Annotated in this window: 14 protein-coding genes; 9 read left to right on the top strand and 5 right to left on the bottom strand. The window is 59.3% G+C overall.

Features of this window, described 5'->3' with window-relative positions:
• The first annotated feature begins 62 nt into the window (after window positions 1–62).
• The 4 genes from fmt to BLQ09_RS07120 are packed head-to-tail and all read left to right on the top strand — an operon-like array spanning window position 63 to window position 4,049.
• Window positions 63–1,016, top strand: a complete 954-nt coding sequence (gene fmt, locus BLQ09_RS07135) for a methionyl-tRNA formyltransferase (protein WP_027608151.1) — start codon at window positions 63–65, stop codon at window positions 1,014–1,016.
• Window positions 1,013–2,323, top strand: coding sequence for a 16S rRNA (cytosine(967)-C(5))-methyltransferase RsmB (rsmB, locus tag BLQ09_RS07130; RefSeq protein ID WP_092355997.1), 1,311 nt, complete (start codon window positions 1,013–1,015; stop codon window positions 2,321–2,323). Before fmt ends, rsmB begins: the two co-directional genes overlap by 4 nt.
• A gap of 22 nt (window positions 2,324–2,345) precedes the next feature.
• Window positions 2,346–3,719, top strand: coding sequence for a Trk system potassium transporter TrkA (gene trkA / locus BLQ09_RS07125; protein WP_027608153.1), 1,374 nt, complete (start codon window positions 2,346–2,348; stop codon window positions 3,717–3,719).
• An 18-nt stretch (window positions 3,720–3,737) separates the two neighbouring features.
• The gene (locus tag BLQ09_RS07120) at window positions 3,738–4,049 is read left to right on the top strand and encodes a tetratricopeptide repeat protein (RefSeq protein ID WP_027608154.1); all 312 of its coding nucleotides are present in this window, start codon (window positions 3,738–3,740) and stop codon (window positions 4,047–4,049) included.
• 124 nt (window positions 4,050–4,173) lie between these two features.
• Here the strand turns inward: BLQ09_RS07120 and BLQ09_RS07115 are convergent, their stop codons facing one another.
• On the bottom strand, window positions 4,174–5,061 hold the full coding sequence (locus tag BLQ09_RS07115; protein ID WP_027608155.1) for a lysophospholipid acyltransferase: 888 nt from the start codon (window positions 5,059–5,061) through the stop codon (window positions 4,174–4,176).
• Between the two features lie 40 nt (window positions 5,062–5,101).
• Entirely contained in the window at window positions 5,102–5,659 is a 558-nt protein-coding gene (locus tag BLQ09_RS07110; RefSeq protein WP_027608156.1) for a DNA-3-methyladenine glycosylase I, read from the bottom strand.
• An 81-nt stretch (window positions 5,660–5,740) separates the two neighbouring features.
• Between BLQ09_RS07110 and glyQ the strand changes: the two genes are divergently transcribed.
• The 4 genes from glyQ to BLQ09_RS07090 all read left to right on the top strand — a co-directional run bounded on the left by glyQ (window position 5,741) and on the right by BLQ09_RS07090 (window position 10,137).
• The gene (gene glyQ / locus BLQ09_RS07105; protein ID WP_003187265.1) at window positions 5,741–6,694 is read left to right on the top strand and encodes a glycine--tRNA ligase subunit alpha; all 954 of its coding nucleotides are present in this window, start codon (window positions 5,741–5,743) and stop codon (window positions 6,692–6,694) included.
• Window positions 6,691–8,745 (top strand): glycine--tRNA ligase subunit beta, encoded by a 2,055-nt coding sequence (gene glyS / locus BLQ09_RS07100; RefSeq protein ID WP_074848083.1) that lies wholly within the window; start codon window positions 6,691–6,693, stop codon window positions 8,743–8,745. Before glyQ ends, glyS begins: the two co-directional genes overlap by 4 nt.
• Before the next feature lie 2 nt (window positions 8,746–8,747).
• Complete coding sequence (gmhB, locus tag BLQ09_RS07095) at window positions 8,748–9,284, top strand: D-glycero-beta-D-manno-heptose 1,7-bisphosphate 7-phosphatase (protein ID WP_166655292.1); 537 nt, start codon at window positions 8,748–8,750, stop codon at window positions 9,282–9,284.
• Between the two features lie 82 nt (window positions 9,285–9,366).
• Window positions 9,367–10,137 carry a lysophospholipid acyltransferase family protein gene (locus BLQ09_RS07090; RefSeq protein WP_027608159.1) on the top strand — a complete coding sequence of 257 codons (771 nt, stop codon included), beginning with the start codon at window positions 9,367–9,369 and terminating at the stop codon, window positions 10,135–10,137.
• A 180-nt stretch (window positions 10,138–10,317) separates the two neighbouring features.
• On the opposite strand, the gene BLQ09_RS07085 is transcribed toward BLQ09_RS07090, so the two are convergent.
• The gene (locus tag BLQ09_RS07085; protein ID WP_092355994.1) at window positions 10,318–12,600 is read right to left on the bottom strand and encodes a CHASE2 domain-containing protein; all 2,283 of its coding nucleotides are present in this window, start codon (window positions 12,598–12,600) and stop codon (window positions 10,318–10,320) included.
• Window positions 12,601–13,048: 448 nt separating this feature from the next.
• Here BLQ09_RS07085 and BLQ09_RS07080 point away from each other — a divergent pair, with 448 nt between their 5' ends.
• Window positions 13,049–13,774: a response regulator transcription factor gene (locus tag BLQ09_RS07080; RefSeq protein ID WP_027608161.1), complete on the top strand. Its 726-nt coding sequence runs from the start codon at window positions 13,049–13,051 to the stop codon at window positions 13,772–13,774.
• A 174-nt stretch (window positions 13,775–13,948) separates the two neighbouring features.
• Here the strand turns inward: BLQ09_RS07080 and BLQ09_RS07075 are convergent, their stop codons facing one another.
• Window positions 13,949–14,920 (bottom strand): class I SAM-dependent methyltransferase, encoded by a 972-nt coding sequence (locus BLQ09_RS07075; protein ID WP_092355991.1) that lies wholly within the window; start codon window positions 14,918–14,920, stop codon window positions 13,949–13,951.
• Between the two features lie 351 nt (window positions 14,921–15,271).
• The gene (gene gyrB / locus BLQ09_RS07070; RefSeq protein ID WP_027608163.1) at window positions 15,272–17,689 is read right to left on the bottom strand and encodes a DNA topoisomerase (ATP-hydrolyzing) subunit B; all 2,418 of its coding nucleotides are present in this window, start codon (window positions 17,687–17,689) and stop codon (window positions 15,272–15,274) included.
• Window positions 17,690–17,691 lie beyond the last annotated feature (2 nt).

Below are 17,691 nucleotides of genomic sequence, written 5' to 3'. Positions count from 1 at the left end.
CTTCCAAAGGCTTGCTGCGGCAAGCCTTTTTCTTTTGTGACTGCTTTTAACCGAGACCTCCCATGACCGAGCCATTGCGCATTGTTTTTGCCGGCACGCCTGAATTTGCCGCCGAACACCTCAAGGCCCTGCTTGCCAGCCCTTATGACATCGTCGCGGTGTACACCCAGCCGGATCGCCCGGCCGGTCGCGGGCAAAAACTGATGCCGAGCCCGGTCAAGCAGTTGGCGCTTGAGCACAACATCCCCGTGCTGCAACCGCCGACCCTGCGTAACGCCGAGGCCCAGGCTGAACTGGCGGCGCTGCAACCGGACTTGCTGGTGGTGGTGGCCTACGGTTTGATCCTGCCCCAGGTCGTGCTGGATATTCCACGCCTGGGCTGTATCAACAGCCACGCCTCACTGCTGCCACGCTGGCGCGGTGCGGCGCCGATCCAGCGTGCCGTGGAGGCAGGCGACAGCGAAAGCGGCGTGACGGTGATGCGCATGGAGGCGGGTTTGGACACCGGCCCGATGCTGCTCAAGGTCACCACTCCGATCACGGCCCAAGACACCGGTGGCAGCCTACACGACCGCCTAGCCGAGATGGGCCCGCCCGCCGTGATCCAGGCCATTGCCGGTCTCGCTGCCGGAACCCTGCAAGGTGAGGTGCAGGACGACAGCCTGGCCACCTACGCCCACAAGCTGAACAAGGACGAAGCCCGCATCGACTGGAGCCGCCCGGCTGTGGAGCTGGAACGCCTGGTGCGTGCCTTCAACCCGTGGCCGATCTGCCACAGCACCCTCAATGGCGAAGCCTTGAAAGTGTTGGCCGCGACCTTGGCCGACGGCAAAGGCGCACCCGGTGAAATCATCGGTGCCAGCAAGGAGGGGCTGCTGGTCGCTTGCGGCGAACAGGCGCTGTGCCTGACCCGTCTGCAATTGCCCGGTGGCAAGGCGCTTAATTTCAGCGATTTGTACAACAGTCGCCGTGAGAAATTTTCCCTGGGCACGATCCTCGGGGTGGCAGCCCAATGAACCCGCGTCTGGCCGCCGCCAAGGCCCTGGCCGCCGTACTCAACGGCAAGGCTTCGCTGAACAGTTCGCTGCCCACGCAGTTGGACAAGGTCGAAGACCGCGATCGTGGTTTCACCCAGGACCTGGCCTTCGGCACCGCCCGCTGGCAACCACGGTTGTCGGCGCTGGCAGCCAAGCTGCTGCAAAAACCTTTCAAGGCGGCCGATGCTGATGTCGAGGCGCTGCTGCTGGTCGGTCTCTATCAGCTGCTCTACACCCGCGTGCCGGCCCACGCCGCCATCGGTGAAACCGTCGGTTGCGCCGACAAGCTGAAAAAGCCCTGGGCCAAGGCCCTGCTCAACGCGGTACTGCGCCGCGCCCAGCGCGAAAGCGAAGCGCTGCTGGCCGAGTTGGAACATGACCCGGTGGTGCGCACTGCTCACCCGCGCTGGCTGCAAAAATCCCTGAAGGCCTTCTGGCCAGAGCAATGGGAAGCCATTTGCGCGGCCAACAACGCCCACCCTCCGATGATCCTGCGGGTCAACCGTCGCCATCACAGCCGTGATGCGTACCTGCACTTGCTGACGAGCGCAGGGATCAACGCCACGCCATGCGTGTACAGCAGCGACGGCATCGTGCTGGAAGCGGCCACCGACGTGCGCAGTCTGCCGGGCTTCGCCGAAGGCTGGATCAGTGTGCAGGACGAGGCCGCGCAACTGGCCGCCGACCTGCTCGACCTGGCTCCCGGTCAGCGTGTACTGGACGCCTGCTGTGCTCCGGGCGGTAAGACGTGTCACATCCTCGAAGTCGAAAAGGACCTGGCCGGTGTAGTGGCGGTCGATCTGGAAGCCAAGCGTCTGGTGCGTGTACGGGAGAACCTCGCGCGCCTGGGCCTCAGCGCCGAGCTGATCGCTGCCGACGGCCGCGACACCGCCACCTGGTGGGACGGCAAACCGTTCCAACGCATCCTGCTTGACGCGCCGTGTTCCGCCACCGGTGTGATCCGCCGTCACCCGGACATCAAGCTCACCCGCCAACCCGACGACATCGCCGCCCTGGCGGTGCTGCAAGGCGAACTGCTCGACGCACTGTGGCCGACCCTCGAAGTCGGCGGCATCCTGCTTTACGCCACCTGCTCCACCTTGCCCACCGAAAACACCGAGGTGATCGAAGCCTTTCTCGCCCGCACCAGCGGCGCACGGGAACTGGACCTCGCCACGGCCGCCGGTATCAAGCAGCCCCATGGCCGCCAGTTACTTGCGCAGGAAGGCGGGCATGATGGTTTCTACTACGCCAAACTGATCAAGATCGCCGCCGCGCGCGGCTGAACGGGTTTAAGGGAGTGACCGGATGAAAATCATCATCCTTGGAGCAGGGCAGGTTGGCGGCACACTGGCCGAACATTTGGCCAGTGAAGCCAATGACATCACCGTGGTCGACACCGATGCCGAGCGCCTGCGCAACCTGGGCGACCGCCTGGATATCCGCACCGTACAAGGCCGGGCGTCGTTTCCCACCGTGCTGCGTCAGGCGGGTGCCGACGACGCCGACATGCTGGTCGCGGTCACCAACAGCGACGAGACCAATATGGTCGCCTGCCAGGTCGCCCACACCCTGTTCCACACCCCGACCAAGATCGCCCGGGTGCGTGAAGCCGCCTACCTGACCCGCGCCGGTCTGTTTGATAACGACGCTATCCCCGTGGACGTGCTGATCAGCCCGGAACAGGTCGTCACCCACTACATCAAGCGCCTGATCGAAATCCCCGGCGCCTTGCAGGTGATCGACTTCGCCGGCGGCAAGGCGCAACTGGTGGCCGTGAAGGCCTACTACGGTGGGCCGCTGGTGGGTCAGCAGTTGCGTCAACTGCGTGAACACATGCCGAATGTGGAAACCCGCGTAGCCGCGATTTTCCGACGTGACCGGCCGATCCTGCCCCAGGGCGATACGGTGATCGAGGCCGATGACGAAGTATTCTTCATCGCTGCCAAAGCGAATATTCGTGCCGTCATGAGTGAAATGCGTCGGCTCGATGAGAGCTACAAACGCATCGTCATCGCCGGCGGCGGGCAGATTGGCGAGCGTCTGGCCGAAGCGATCGAGAGTCGCTACCAGGTGAAAATCATCGAGATGAGCCCGGCACGCTGCCGGCATTTGTCCGACACCCTGGACAGCACGGTCGTACTGCAAGGCAGTGCCTCGGACCGCGACCTGCTGATGGAAGAAAACATCGCCGATGCGGATATTTTCCTGGCCCTGACCAACGATGACGAGGCCAACATCATGTCGTCGCTGCTGGCCAAGCGGCTGGGGGCCAAGAAGGTCATGACCATCATCAACAACCCGGCCTACGTCGACCTGATCCAGGGCGGCGATATCGACATCGCCATCAGCCCGCAACTGGCCACCATCGGCACCTTGCTTGCCCACGTGCGCCGTGGCGATATCGTCAGCGTGCACTCCCTGCGCCGGGGCGCGGCGGAGGCCATCGAAGCGATTGCCCACGGTGATTCGAAGTCGAGCAAAGTGATCGGCAAGGCCATCCGCGATATAGGCCTGCCGCCGGGCACCACCATTGGCGCAATCATTCGTGATGAGGAAGTGATCATCGCCCACGACGACACGGTGATCGCCACGGGTGACCACGTGATCCTGTTCCTGGTGGATAAAAAACATATCCGCGATGTGGAGAAGCTGTTCCACGTGGGATTGAGCTTTTTCTGATCAACCGGAGTGACCGACATGCTCGAATCCCTGGAAAAAATGCTCGCCAAGGGTGTGGATAATTCCCTGCTGCGCTTTGGGTTGGGCAAGGGTTATCTGGATCTGAAGGACAATGCCAAGGCGGCGGAGCATTTGCACAAATGCGTCGAGTTCGATCCGAAGTATTCGGCGGCGTGGAAGTTGTTGGGCAAGGCGCAGCTGGGGCAGGGTGATAACGCCGCGGCGCGACAGGCGTGGGAGAAGGGCATCGAAGCGGCCCAGGCCCATGGCGACAAGCAGGCCGAGAAAGAGATGACGGTGTTCCTGAAGAAACTCGAGCGCCAAAGCTAAGCAGATCGAAAATGTGGGAGGGGGCTTGCTCACGATAGCGGTGGTTCAGTCAACTATGCATTGGCTGACACACTGCTATCGGGAGCAAGCCCCCTCCCACATTTGGTTTTGGATTGGCTCTGGGTCAGTACCACCGCGCCTCACCCGGCGGGCGTTTCTTGAAGCGCTTCATGCTCCACATGTACTGGCTCGGGTAGGCGCCGACATAACGCTCCACCACTTTGCTCATCGCCGCGCAGGACGTGGCGGTGTCGGTGCTGTACATGTCTTCCGGCGCCGCTTCCAGGATCACTTTGTAGCCCGAACCGTCCGGCAGCCGCAGGGCATGCAGGAACACACCGACCGCCTTGTGGCCGGCGAGCATGTTCGGCACGAACTTGCTGGTGAGCGCCTGGGTGGCGAAGAACGGCACGAAGATCCCGGCGGACTCCGCGGGCTCCGGGTCGGCCGGAATACCCACCTGGCCGCCTTTGCGCACTTCCTTGATCACACTGAGGATGCCTTCCTTGGTGGACGCCGCCACGCGGTTACCCAGTTGTACGCGCTGCTTGCGCAGCAATTCATCCACCGCCTTGAGCTTGGGCGGACGGTAAAAAATGATCGGTTTGCACTGGCTGCAATAGAAGTGGTTCAACACCTCCCAGTTGCCCAGGTGGCTGGTGATACCGACCACACCTTTGCCCGAGGCCAGGGCTTCGTGCAGCACCTCGAGGCCTTCGACTTCACGCACCAGGTCGATGGAGCGCTGGGCCGGCCAGATCCAGGCGCAGGCGCTTTCGGTCAGGGACTTGCCGATGTCCTTCAGGCTCTGGCCAACCAGGCGCTCGCGCGCGGCGGGGTCCATGTCCGGGAAGCATTTAGAGAGGTTGATCCGCACCGTGTCACGGGAGCGGTTAGGGGTTTTCCACATGATCCAGCCGATGGCCGTGCCGACCGCTTGAACCGCGCGCCAGGGCAATAGGGCAAACAACCGAAGAGCGCCTACCAGCAAGGCGCCTTTAAACTTTTCCACAGGTCACTCCTGATCGTGTGTGGTGCGCAAAGCCGCCATTCTAACCGGCGTTGACCAAGTCCGCGTAACGGTCGCAGTCCTGGGTATGGTCCATGACCATGCCCGAGGCCTGCATGAACGCGTAACAGATGGTCGGGCCGACAAAGGTGAAGCCGGCTTTCTTGAGTGCTTTGCTCATGGCTTCAGCCTCCGGCGTAATAGCCGGCACTTCGCTGCGGTCCTTGAAATGGTTGACCTTGGGCACGCCGCCGACAAACGACCAGAGCCACCCCACCGGATCTTCAAGCGCCAGCCAGGCTGCGGCGTTGCGCCGGGTGGCATTGAGCTTGAGGCGGTTACGCACAATGCCAGGGTCAAGCATCAGCGCTTCGATCTCGGCATCGGTCAGCTGTGCCAGACGCAGGGCATCAAAACCAAACAAGACCTTTCGATAATGCTCGCGTTTGCGTAAAACGGTGATCCAGGACAGGCCCGCCTGGAACCCTTCGAGCAAAAGCAACTCGAACAAACCCTGCGCATCGCGCAGCGGCGTTCCCCACTCCTGATCGTGATAAGCCATGTACAGCGGATCTTCAGAACACCAAAAGCAGCGTGGCATAAGGCTCCAGGGGATGGTGGCGCGGCCGAATCGGGTATACTCCCGCTCTTTAAATCGCAGCCCAAGTAACAGGTGAATTTCGTGAGCCAGCCTACGCCAGCCGTGCGTACCTTCCAAGACTTGATCCTCGCCCTCCAGCAATACTGGGCCGAGCAAGGTTGTGTGGTACTTCAGCCCTACGATATGGAAGTAGGCGCCGGCACTTTCCACACCGCTACATTCCTGCGGGCCATCGGCCCGGAAACCTGGAACGCCGCTTATGTGCAGCCCAGTCGTCGCCCGACTGACGGCCGCTACGGCGAAAACCCGAACCGTCTGCAGCACTACTATCAGTTCCAGGTAGTCCTGAAGCCGAACCCGGACAACTTCCAGGAACTGTACCTGGGCTCGCTCAAGCACGTGGGCCTCGACCCGCTGGTGCACGACATCCGTTTCGTCGAAGACAACTGGGAGTCGCCCACCCTCGGCGCCTGGGGCCTGGGCTGGGAAGTCTGGCTCAATGGCATGGAAGTCACCCAGTTCACCTACTTCCAGCAGGCCGGTGGCATCGAGTGCTACCCGGTAACCGGTGAGATCACCTACGGCCTCGAGCGCCTGGCCATGTACCTGCAGGGCGTGGATTCGGTCTACGACCTGGTGTGGGCTGACGGCCCGTTCGGCAAAGTGACCTATGGCGACGTGTTCCACCAGAACGAAGTGGAGCAATCGACCTACAACTTCGAACACGCCAACGTCGACAAGCTGTTCGAACTGTTCGACTTCTATGAAAGCGAAGCCAAGCGCCTGATCGAACTCGACCAGCCGCTGCCGTTGCCGAGCTATGAAATGGTGTTGAAGGCCTCCCATACCTTCAACCTGCTGGACGCCCGTCGTGCCATCTCGGTAACCGCGCGCCAGCAATACATCCTGCGTGTACGCACCCTGGCGCGTTCCGTCGCTCAAGCCTACCTGCTGGCTCGCGCCAAGCTGGGCTTCCCGATGGCCACCCCGGACCTGCGTGATGAAGTGTTGGCTAAGCTGGAGGCTGCACAATGAGTGCTCAAGATTTCCTGGTTGAACTGGGCACCGAAGAGCTGCCACCCAAGGCACTCAATACCCTGGCCGATGCGTTCCTGGCCGGTATCGAAAAAGGCCTGCAGAGCGCCGGCCTGAAATTTGAAGCGAAAAAAGTCTACGCCGCACCGCGCCGCCTGGCCGTGTTGCTGACCGCGCTGGAAACCCAGCAGCCGGACCGCAGCATCAACCTCGACGGCCCGCCACGCCAGGCGGCTTTCGACGCCGAAGGCAACCCGACCCAAGCCGCACTGGGCTTCGCCAAGAAGTGTGGCGTCGAGCTGAGCGAGATCGACCAGAGCGGCCCGAAACTGCGTTTCAGCCAGGTCATCACAGGCAAGCCCACCGCCAGCCTGTTGCCGACCATCGTCGAAGACTCCCTGAACGACCTGCCGATTCCCAAGCGCATGCGCTGGGGCGCGCGCAAGGAAGAGTTCGTGCGCCCGACCCAGTGGCTGGTGATGCTGCTCGGTGACCAGGTCATCGATTGCACCATCCTCGCCCAGAAAGCTGGCCGTGATTCCCGTGGCCATCGCTTCCACCATCCACAAGCGGTGCGCATCACTTCGCCGGCTAACTATGCCGCCGATCTGCGTGCTGCCTACGTGCTGGCCGATGCCAACGAGCGTCGCGAGCTGATCAGCAAACGCACCGAAGAACTCGCCCGCCTGCAGGAAGGCACCGCCATCGTGCCGCCAAGCCTGCTCGACGAAGTGACCGCGCTGGTTGAATGGCCGGTGCCGCTGGTGTGCTCGTTCGAAGAACGTTTCCTCGATGTGCCGCAGGAAGCGCTGATCACCACCATGCAGGACAACCAGAAGTATTTCTGCCTGCTGGACGTGGACGGCAAGTTGCTGCCGCGCTTTATCACCGTGGCCAACATCGAAAGCAAGGACCCGCAGCAGATCATCGCCGGTAACGAGAAAGTCGTGCGTCCGCGCCTGACTGACGCCGAGTTCTTCTTCAAGCAAGACAAGAAGCAGAAGCTGGAAGACTTCAACCTGCGCCTGCAGAACGTGGTGTTCCAGGAAAAACTTGGCAGCGTCTACGACAAGGCCGTGCGCGTTTCCAAGCTGGCGGCCTACATTGCCCCACGCATCGGCGGTGATGCCGCCTGGGCTGCGCGTGCAGGCTTGCTGTCCAAGTGCGACCTGGCCACCGAAATGGTCGGCGAGTTCCCGGAGATGCAGGGCGTTGCCGGTTACTACTACGCCCTCAACGATGGCGAGGCGGACGATGTCGCGCTGGCGCTGAACGAGCAGTACATGCCGCGTGGCGCCGGCGCCGAGCTGCCGACCACCCTGACCGGTGCGGCCGTGGCCATCGCCGACAAGCTGGATACCCTCGTCGGTATCTTCGGTATCGGCATGCTGCCTACCGGTAGCAAAGACCCGTATGCCCTGCGTCGCGCGGCCCTCGGCGTGCTGCGTATCCTGATCGACAAGAAACTCGACCTCGACCTGACCCAGGCCGTGGTGTTCGCGGTCGGCCAGTTCGGTGGCAAGGTCAAGCAAGCCGGCCTGGCCGAGCAAGTGCTGGAGTTCGTGTTCGACCGCCTGCGTGCGCGTTATGAAGACGAAGGCGTGGACGTTTCCGTCTACCTGTCGGTACGTGCCCTGCAACCGGGTTCGGCGCTGGACTTCGATCAACGCGTACAAGCCGTACAGGCGTTCCGTAAGCTGCCGGAAGCCGACGCCCTGGCCGCTGTGAACAAGCGTGTGTCGAACCTGCTGGGCAAGGCCGAAGGCCTGGGCAACGCCGATGTCGACCCAGGCCTGTTCGCCGACGCCAAGGAGTTCTCGCTGAATTCTGCCATTGCCAAGGCAGAGAACGCGGTGAAGCCGCTGATCGCCGAACGCAATTACGCCGAAGCCCTGGCACGCCTGGCGACCTTGCGTGAGCCGGTGGATGCGTTCTTCGAAGCGGTGATGATCAATGCCGAAGATGCCGGCGTGCGGAAAAACCGCTACGCCATGCTGGCGCGTCTGCGTGGCCTGTTCGTCAACATCGCTGACATTTCGACACTGAGCTGACCATGTTGAAACTGCTGATTCTCGATCGGGACGGGGTGATCAACTACGACTCCGACGCTTACATCAAGTCGGTGGCGGAATGGATTCCACTGCCCGGTTCGATCGAGGCCATCGCGCAGTTGAGCAAAGCCGGCTGGACGGTGGCCATCGCCACCAACCAGTCCGGCATCGCCCGCGGCTATTACGACATCGCCACCCTGGACGCCATGCACACGCGCTTGCGCACGCTGGTGGCGGAGCAGGGCGGGGAAGTGGGGCTGGTGGTGTACTGCCCTCACGGGCCGGATGAGGGCTGCGATTGCCGCAAACCCAAGCCTGGCATGTTGAAAACCATTGCAGAACATTACAAGGTGCCCTTGGCTGGGATATGGTTCGTCGGGGACAGCCTCGGTGACCTGGAGGCGGCCAAAGCCGTCGACTCTCAGCCAGTTTTGGTAAAGACCGGGAAAGGCGAAAAGACCCAGGCGAAAAACCTGCCGGTAGGCACCTTGATTTTTGACGATCTGGCGGCGGTTGCCGCAGAACTTATCAACAACTAGCCGCCCTCGACTTCCTGGCCAAGGACTGTTCGGGAGTGCGCTTTTAACAGGCGGGCCATGTCCCGCAACGGTAAATGCCGCCATGTCGATTTTGCAGGCCATCAGAACCTTTTTCTTTTACCTGCTGCTGGGCACCAGTTCGTTTCTCTGGTGCACCCTGAGCTTTTTTATTGCGCCGTTCCTGCCGTTCAAGGCGCGCTATCGCTTTATCAACGTCTATTGGTGCCGCTGCGCGTTGTGGCTGACCAAGGCGTTCCTGAACATTCGTTTCGAGATCAAGGGCGCTGAAAACGTACCGGAGCAGCCGTGCGTGATTCTGTCGAACCACCAGAGCACCTGGGAGACCTTCTTCCTCTCGGCTTACTTCTCGCCGTTGAGCCAGGTGCTCAAGCGCGAGCTGCTGTACGTGCCGTTCTTCGGCTGGGCCATGGCCATGTTGCGCCCGATCGCCATCGACCGTGACAACCCCAAGGCGGCGCTCAAGCACGTCGCCAAGAAGGGCGATGAACTGCTCAAGGATGGCGTGTGGGTGCTGATCTTCCCGGAAGGTACGCGGGTACCCTTTGGGACAGTAGGCAAGTTCTCTCGCGGCGGTACCGCATTGGCAGTTAACGCAAACCTGCCGGTGCTGCCGATTGCGCATAACGCCGGCAAGTTCTGGCCGAAGGCGGGTTGGGCAAAACGCGCAGGCACCATCACTGTGGTGATAGGCGAGCCAATGTACGCAGAAGGGGAAGGCCCACGCGCCATTGCCGCGCTGAATGACCGTGCCCAGGCATGGAATGAAGCGCAGCAGCGGGCCATGGGTTCCCTACCGCCAGAGCCGATTGTGGTGGAGACGCCGGTGGTATGAGCATCTGTGGATAACCTGTGTACGCTTTGTTGGCGAATTGGCTTTTTTTGGTCCTAATAAGTTGATTTAGTTAGATATTTCCAAATCCATTAAAATCGCAAAAAACGTGCATAAGTTTTTTCCTTCATTAAAAAACCGGTCCTTGAGACCGGTTTTTTATGCACAGCGGAAAAGTACGTTTTAGCAGTCGTCCAGCAAGGGCAACTGCAGGCGGAAAGTGGTGCCTTTGCCCACGGTGCTTTCACACTCGATACGGCCCCCATGACGCTCCACCACCGCCTTGACCATGCTCAGTCCCAACCCCAGCCCTTCGCTGCCTTGGGCCGAGTCAAAGCGCTTGTACTGGCTGAACAGTTCAGGCAAATCCTCGGCGGCTATGCCTGGGCCCTGGTCGCTGATGCGGCATTCCAGCCAGCCTTGCGCGCTGCTGTGTCGCAGCCGGACAGTGGTACCGGACGGGGAATATTTGATCGCGTTCTCCAGCACATTGAACAATGCGCGGGTGAGCAGCGATTGATCGGCTGACACCATCCCTTCGTCGGCCTCGTCCAGATCGTGGACCAGGTGAATCCCCTTGAGCTGGGCGATCACGGCCACTTGATCAAAGGCATCCATTACCAACATGGCGAACAGCGTAGGCTCGAACTGGTAGCCATCGGCCTCAGCCCTCGCCAGTTGCACAAATGATTCGGTCAGGCTCAAGGCGCGGCGTACTTGTTGCTCTATCTGTGCAAATATCGGCGACTCACTGTCGTGCACATCCAACAGGGCGAGGATCGCCGAGTGGGGGGCGCGCAAGTCGTGGGAGAGGAAGCGCAGCATGGTTTCCCGATGCTGCTGGGCCTCGCGCTCCTTGCTCAGGTCGGTGAGGCTCAGCAGCCATCCCAGCGCGACATCCCCTTCGGCCGGCAGCAAGGGGGCAAGCTCCATGCGCAGGCTGCGTTGGTGGATATCACGAAACTCAACGAGTTCCAGTGTCGAGAGGGTAGGGCGTACGCCATTGTGCAGCGGCGGATAACCCAGGTCGGCCAGTTGCTCCAGAAGGTTATGGTTGATCAAGTCATTGCCGAACACTTCCCGGGCGATGCGGTTGGCCAACAGGACATTACCTTGGGTGTCTGTGATCAGCGTCGCCACCGGCAGGCATTCCAACCCATCGGCCATAAACCGTCGGGTGTCCCGCGTACGACTGACGGCTTGCTCCAAGGCAAAGATACGGCCCTGTAATACGTCACCCTTATTGGCAGGTGCACGGCGGCGTTCGGGCAAGACTTTGGGTTCGTTATCCAGGCGCGCCAATTCCCAGCCGAAGTAGGCCAGGATCACGCTGAGACGCCGCCAATTCCAGATCAGGTAGCTGAGCAGCAAACCGATCAAACAGGCCGCGGGCGACCACCAGTAGCCCAGGCGCAATAAGGCCGCTGAACCCACCAAGGCCATGCACATGCACCCCAGGGTCATCCAAAGCGCATAGCGTGGGCGGTAGAGCAGCAGGCCCAGCAACATCGCCACCAGGGACGTTGCGATCAGTGCGGCCAGCCAGCCGGGCAAGTCCACAATACTTCGATCTTGCAGCAAGCCATTGAGCACATTGGCCTGGATCTCCACACCCGCTGTGGTGCCAGCCATAGGAGAGAGCGGTGTGACAAAGCGATCGCCCATGCCCGACGCTGTCGCCCCCACCAGAATCAGACGGCCCCGCAACCGCTCAGGAGGGACCTCACCACGTAATACGCTGACATAAGACACGCTCGGGAAATGGGTGTCGGCAGCAATAAACGGGATACGGACCGCATGCTCCCGGTGCCAATCCTGGGTGATCGATGGCAGAGGTTCCCCGGGCATCTCGGCCGATTGCCCGCTCATCGCGAAAGCCAGCCACGCTAACTGAAGCGCCGTGGCACCGGCTGGCCCCTCGCGCATATACAGCCTGCGGACCACGCCATCGCTATCCGCCTCCACATTGATATGCCCGACACCCTTGGCACATTTGAGCAGCGACAGCATTTGTGCCCCAGACTGGCTGTAGCTGGCCGAATCGTCACGAGCCAAGGGCAACAATACGTTGCCGGCGTTGCACACCGCGTCGGCCAGGCGCTTGTCATTGACCGGGTTACCGGGCTCGCTGAAGATCACATCAAACAGGATACCGGCCGGCTGCGCCGCGCTCAGGCGATCGATCAGGTCGGCGTGCACACTGCGCGGCCAGGGCCACTGGCCGAGTTTCTTCAGGCTAGGGTCATCGATGGTTACCAGCAGGATGCGCGGATCCACCGGCAGGGGCGCCAGACGTCGAAGGCTGTCGTATAGCGGGTTGTTCAAGGCCAGGCCAGGACTCATCGAGAGGTAGGCAGTGATTGGCAACAGCAGCAAACCGATCCATAACCACTCACGTACCAGACCGTGGAACAGGCGCTGGGCATGGGTGGGTTGGCGCTTTTCGGCCTTTCCCCAGAGCATCATGGATCAACGCGCTTGAGTTGTTGGCGTGCGATAGAAGATGGCATAGCCCCCCGATTCCTCCTCAGGCGTTGCACGGCGTAAGCCGACACGCGTACGTGATAGAACGACGCATTGAGCCCAGTGAAGCTCATTTTCGACACGGTGGAAAAAATTTCCTGCTGGATGTTCATAACGGCGGGGAGTCCAAAGGGCATCCACTATCGGGGCACAGGAGTTTACGACAGCGCATGCGTCGGCTGATCCTTTTCCTTAACGCTTGGAGCCGGTATCTTTCCCACATAGGTATGGAGGGCTTTCAATGGCGTATTCGCTTATTGATCCCAGCGTACCGAGAGATCCAAGGGGTCGACGAACCTGAGCACAATTCTTCAGATTCATTGACCGGCATCTGCGCAGTACGTGCCCCTCAATACGACTGCCGTACTCTTCAAGAAGAAAGGACCCCCCCATGCGTGTCGCAATACTGGATGACGAACCCGCTGAATTGCGACGGGTGGAACAGACACTGCGACAAATCCCCAGCACCGCCGAACAACCCTGGACACTGCATTGCTTCGAGCGCGGCGAAGACCTGCTGCGACAATTGCGCCGGGAGACCTTCGACCTGCTGATACTCGACTGGCAACTGCCCGACATCACCGGTATTGCCTTATTGCGCTGGACCCGTGAACACATGGAGTCGCCACCTGCAGTCATCATGCTCACCAGCCGTGATGCCGAAAGCGATATCGTCAGCGCATTGAACAGCGGGGCCGACGACTACGTCAGCAAACCCTTTCGACCTAACGAACTGAAGGCACGAGTGACAGCCGTTCTACGTCGGCATGGCCTGCAGAGATCGGCAACCCCTGAAGTGCAGAGTTTCAACGACCTGACCTTCGACGATGCAGAGTTGACCGTCACACGCGCAGGCAAACCGATCAACCTTACCGAACGCGAATACCGCCTGGCGAGCTGCTTGTTCGCCAACCTGGCTCGGCCGCTGTCACGCGAGTACCTTTATGAGCGGTTCTGGACCCATGAAGAAATGGTGTCCTCGCGGCCACTGGATACGCATATCTATCGGCTACGCAACAAGCTCGGGCTTACCGCTGATAGAGGTTGGCAGCTGTTGACGATCTATGGGTATGGGTATCGGTTGGAGAGTGTGGCGGCGGCTTCTTCTCATGGATAAAAACCACGATGTTCCACGTGGAGCATTTTGCAGAAGTTGATTTCCCACGCAATAAAAAAGGCCAACGTTATGCTTTGGCCTTTTTTATTTTGGTGTTGTGCCTGGTGTGGACTCACAAAATAGATGATGAGCCCTCAGTGTTCGAAAGCCACTCAAGGCGCTGGATACGCAACTCTAGAGGTCTTCGACGCCTGCTCTGGTTAAATCCGTAGTGGATATGCGCCCATCAAACTCAAACCAGAAACTGGCCCCGCCGCTTTCAGATCGACCCTGCATGAGTTTGGTCAAAAGATCATCGTTGAAATGTTTGTGGTACGCATTGCCGAACAACAGTTTCGTGCGTGGGTTGTCAATCAACAGCGCCAGCAGTAAATACTGTTCGGTCCAGTAGATCTGGTGATCGATCAACCACTTCTGTGGAAGACCAAAGGGCAGAAAAACATCATGAACATGGACAAATATTTTCCTGGTTATTTTCGGTAGCAAGCGAAGGTAAATATGCAGGCAATCGCTACCTGTTTTGACCGTGTGGGTGGAATCGATAAACAGGATATCGCCATCTTGCAGCGTGGAATTCAACATCTCAACGGTCAAATCCTGGGCACGTATCGTTTCCAATTGAAGGGCGCCCTCGTTGCTCAGCGACGTGATAAAGGGCCTCGGAAAAGGTTCTATGCAGTGCAACCGTCCCGTTCCGTTTTTGCCCAGCGCCTCCAGGGCAATCAGTGATGAGAACCCACTGCCTATCTCCACAATGGTCTTCGGGCGGATCTGCCTGACATAGGCGTAATAGGCCATGGCATCACTGCATGTGAATTGGCCGTTTTTCCAGAAATAGGAGGTACAAGTTCCGTGATCATCCACTTCAGCAGGATTGAAATCCACTGCGTACGGAATCAGCTTGATCAACTCCGCCCGGAGTTTTTCCTGATCAAACAGGACACTGTGCAGATACGGTGGTTCTGATTCGTTGTATTCATAGGAGCTATACGTTTCGGAAATCGATGGTGTACTTGAGTAAAAATTGCAAGGGATGAGATTAAGGCCAAGCGTTTGCAGTCGCTCTCTATCCTGGGGATCAGCCCAAAGCAGCTTTTGCATCACAGCCAAAGCGGCATCAAACTCTTCATCCGTTACCAGCGTCATCTTCCAGAACCCCGTCCCGAGCTATTTTTGCCAGTGTAGCGCGCTCGCACCCGAGGAGCCTTACTGATAGCAGCGTTGGCACTTTATGCAACTGATCAAGCGTCCCTGAAGATGGTCTAGCGCAGTAAACAAGGTGGCGCTGTTATAACTGCCTGGGTTTTGAATTCTTTGGATTAGCCGGGGTTCATCAATCAGATCGGCGTTCTTGTTTCTGTGTTTCACAGGATTCCGTGAACCAAAAAAAAGGCCCGCTGTAAGCGGGCCCTTTTCAAAAATGGCAACCTAACCCTAGGGGCTGGTCGAACATTTATTTGTGAAACATCGCAACTATCCTTTCAACCTACACCGGAATCAGAAGTCCAAGTTAGACACTGCCAGGGCATTGCTCTCGATGAAGTCACGGCGAGGTTCGACCGCATCACCCATCAGGGTGTTGAAGATCTGGTCTGCGCCGATGGCGTCCTCGATGGTTACGCGCAGCATACGACGCTGAGCTGGGTCCATGGTGGTTTCCCACAGCTGATCCGGGTTCATTTCGCCCAGACCTTTGTATCGCTGGATCGTGTGGCGCTTGGTGCTTTCCGCCATCAACCAGTCCAGGGCTTCCTTGAACTCCTTGACCGCTTTCTTACGCTCGCCACGCTGAATATAAGCACCGTCGTCCAGCAGGGTGCTCAGTTGCGCGCCGAGGGTCACAACGGTCTTGTAGTCGTTGCTGCCGAAGAAGTCGCGGTTGAAGGTGACGTAGTTCGACAGGCCGTGGGAGATCAATTCGACCTCTGGCAGCCAGACGTTACGTTCACGGTCTTCACGCAGGCTGGCTTTGTACACCAGGCCGGATTTTTCGACAGTGCGCAGGCGCACTTCGTACTGGGCCAGCCATTCCTGCATGTGTGCGTGGTCGCCCAACTGCTCCAGGCTTACGGACGGCAGGTAGATGAAGTGCTCGGTCAATTCCTGTGGGTACAGGCGCGACAGGCGCTTGAGTGTCTTCATCACCATACGGAAGTCGTTAACCAGACGCTCCAGCGCCTCGCCGGAGATACCCGGGGCTTCGTCGTTCAAGTGCAGGCTGGCATCTTCCAGGGCCGACTGCGTCATGTACTCTTCCATGGCGTCGTCGTCTTTGATGTATTGCTCTTGCTTGCCTTTCTTCACTTTGTACAACGGCGGCTGGGCGATGTAGATGTAGCCACGCTCGATCAGCTCGGGCAACTGACGGAAGAAGAAGGTCAGCAGCAGGGTACGGATGTGCGAACCGTCGACGTCAGCATCGGTCATGATGATGATGTTGTGATAGCGCAGCTTGTCGATGTTGTACTCGTCTCGGCCAATACCGCAGCCGAGTGCCGTGATCAAGGTGCCGACTTCCTGGGAGGAAATCATCTTGTCGAAACGAGCCTTTTCGACGTTGAGGATCTTACCCTTCAACGGCAGGATGGCCTGGGTGCGACGGTTACGACCCTGCTTGGCGGAACCGCCAGCAGAGTCACCTTCCACCAGGTACAGTTCGGAGAGGGCAGGGTCCTTCTCCTGGCAGTCAGCCAGTTTGCCTGGCAAGCCGGCAATATCCAGCGCACCTTTACGGCGGGTCATCTCGCGGGCTTTACGCGCCGCTTCACGGGCACGTGCGGCGTCGATCATCTTGCCGACAACCAGCTTGGCTTCGTTCGGGTTTTCCAGCAGGAAGTCGGAGAAGTACTTACCCATCTCCTGTTCAACCGCAGTTTTCACTTCGGAAGACACCAGCTTGTCTTTGGTCTGGGAGCTGAACTTAGGGTCCGGCACTTTCACCGAGATGATTGCGGTCAGGCCTTCACGGGCATCGTCACCGGTGGTGGCGACCTTATGCTTCTTCGCCAGGCCTTCGGCTTCGATATAGGTGTTCAGGTTACGCGTCAGCGCCGAACGGAAACCCACCAGGTGAGTACCACCGTCACGCTGTGGAATGTTGTTGGTGAAGCACAACAGGTTCTCGTTGAAGCTGTCGTTCCATTGCAGGGCGATTTCCACGCCGATGCCGTCTTCACGCTGGATGTTGAAGTGGAACACCTGGTTGACCGCAGTCTTGTTGGTGTTCAGGTATTCAACGAACGCACGCAAGCCACCTTCGTATTTGAACAGCTCTTCCTTGCCGCTGCGCTCATCCTTGAGGACGATGCCGACACCGGAGTTGAGGAAGGACAATTCACGAATCCGCTTGGCCAGGATGTCCCAGCTGAAGTGGATGTTCTTGAAGGTATCAGCCGAGGGCTTGAAGTGGATCTGGGTACCAGTGGTTTCGCTGTCGCCAACGATTTTCATCGGTTCCTGCGGTACACCGTGGACGTAGGTCTGCTCCCAGATCTTGCCACTGCGGCGAACCGTCAGGATCAGCTCTTCGGACAGAGCGTTCACCACCGACACACCCACACCGTGCAGACCACCGGAGACTTTGTAGGAGTTGTCGTCGAACTTACCACCGGCGTGGAGCACGGTCATGATGACCTCTGCCGCCGAAACACCTTCTTCTTTGTGCACATCTACCGGGATGCCGCGACCGTTATCGCGCACGGTAATGGATTCGTCCGGATGGATGATGATGCTGATGTCGTCGCAGTGACCGGCCAAAGCTTCGTCGATGGAGTTGTCGACCACCTCGAACACCATGTGGTGCAGACCGCTACCGTCATCAGTGTCGCCAATGTACATACCGGGACGTTTGCGTACGGCATCCAAACCTTTCAGCACTTTAATGCTGGTCGAGTCGTACGTGTTTTCTTCGCTCATGC

Origin of the sequence: Pseudomonas sp. NFACC25, assembly GCF_900100935.1 — a bacterium.
Classification (GTDB): domain Bacteria; phylum Pseudomonadota; class Gammaproteobacteria; order Pseudomonadales; family Pseudomonadaceae; genus Aquipseudomonas; species Aquipseudomonas marginalis.
The sequence above is the reverse complement of the archived record's forward strand: the minus strand, read 5'-3'. Positions and strand labels throughout refer to the sequence as shown.

What these genes read in the sequence shown, in the direction of transcription:
- fmt (WP_027608151.1), top strand. Translation starts at nt 63, where the DNA reads ATGACCGAGCCATTGCGCATTGTTTTTGCCGGCACGCCTGAATTTGCC.
- rsmB (WP_092355997.1), top strand. Translation starts at nt 1,013, where the DNA reads ATGAACCCGCGTCTGGCCGCCGCCAAGGCCCTGGCCGCCGTACTCAAC.
- trkA (WP_027608153.1), top strand. Translation starts at nt 2,346, where the DNA reads ATGAAAATCATCATCCTTGGAGCAGGGCAGGTTGGCGGCACACTGGCC.
- BLQ09_RS07120 (WP_027608154.1), top strand. Translation starts at nt 3,738, where the DNA reads ATGCTCGAATCCCTGGAAAAAATGCTCGCCAAGGGTGTGGATAATTCC.
- BLQ09_RS07110 (WP_027608156.1), bottom strand. Translation starts at nt 5,659, where the DNA reads ATGCCACGCTGCTTTTGGTGTTCTGAAGATCCGCTGTACATGGCTTAT.
- glyS (WP_074848083.1), top strand. Translation starts at nt 6,691, where the DNA reads ATGAGTGCTCAAGATTTCCTGGTTGAACTGGGCACCGAAGAGCTGCCA.
- gmhB (WP_166655292.1), top strand. Translation starts at nt 8,748, where the DNA reads ATGTTGAAACTGCTGATTCTCGATCGGGACGGGGTGATCAACTACGAC.
- BLQ09_RS07090 (WP_027608159.1), top strand. Translation starts at nt 9,367, where the DNA reads ATGTCGATTTTGCAGGCCATCAGAACCTTTTTCTTTTACCTGCTGCTG.
- BLQ09_RS07085 (WP_092355994.1), bottom strand. Translation starts at nt 12,600, where the DNA reads ATGATGCTCTGGGGAAAGGCCGAAAAGCGCCAACCCACCCATGCCCAG.
- BLQ09_RS07080 (WP_027608161.1), top strand. Translation starts at nt 13,049, where the DNA reads ATGCGTGTCGCAATACTGGATGACGAACCCGCTGAATTGCGACGGGTG.
- BLQ09_RS07075 (WP_092355991.1), bottom strand. Translation starts at nt 14,920, where the DNA reads ATGACGCTGGTAACGGATGAAGAGTTTGATGCCGCTTTGGCTGTGATG.
- gyrB (WP_027608163.1), bottom strand. Translation starts at nt 17,689, where the DNA reads ATGAGCGAAGAAAACACGTACGACTCGACCAGCATTAAAGTGCTGAAA.